Origin of the sequence: Bacteroides sp. 224, from assembly GCF_010500995.1 — a bacterium.
In the GTDB taxonomy this organism is placed as follows: Bacteria; Bacteroidota; Bacteroidia; order Bacteroidales; family Bacteroidaceae; genus Bacteroides.
In genome coordinates, this window is sequence record NZ_QVMK01000103.1 from 1 (window position 1) to 353 (window position 353).

The window sequence follows — 353 nt, forward strand, 5'->3', positions numbered from 1 at the left end:
GTATGGCTTACTTCCGGCAAAGAGGATTCAGAGACGACATCATTGATAAGTTTCAGTTGGGATTCAGCATCGACGAACGAGATGCATTTGCTCAGGATGGCGCGGCTTTCTGCCGGATACTGCCCGGTTTTGTTTCCATAATCGGAGTTCTGCTGCAAGTCCGTCATGGCAAATAAAAAGTCGTCCGGGGCACTAAAGCAAGGATAACCGCTATATGGTTTTCCTCCCAATGTTACTTCCAGATTGCCAATAGCTATATCCATTAATATTTGAGTACGCTCCCGGGCCTGAGAGTTTTCGTAAGTAACATCGTGTATGTTAATGTCATGACCAATGTCTTTGAAACGAGAAGT

At 45.0% G+C, this 353-nt stretch carries 1 protein-coding gene; it reads right to left on the bottom strand.

All coding sequences use genetic code 11. The features are described 5' to 3' along the window. The coding region (locus D0T60_RS18540; protein WP_163219968.1) for a DUF4972 domain-containing protein at nucleotides 1-353 on the bottom strand (353 nt) is incomplete at both ends.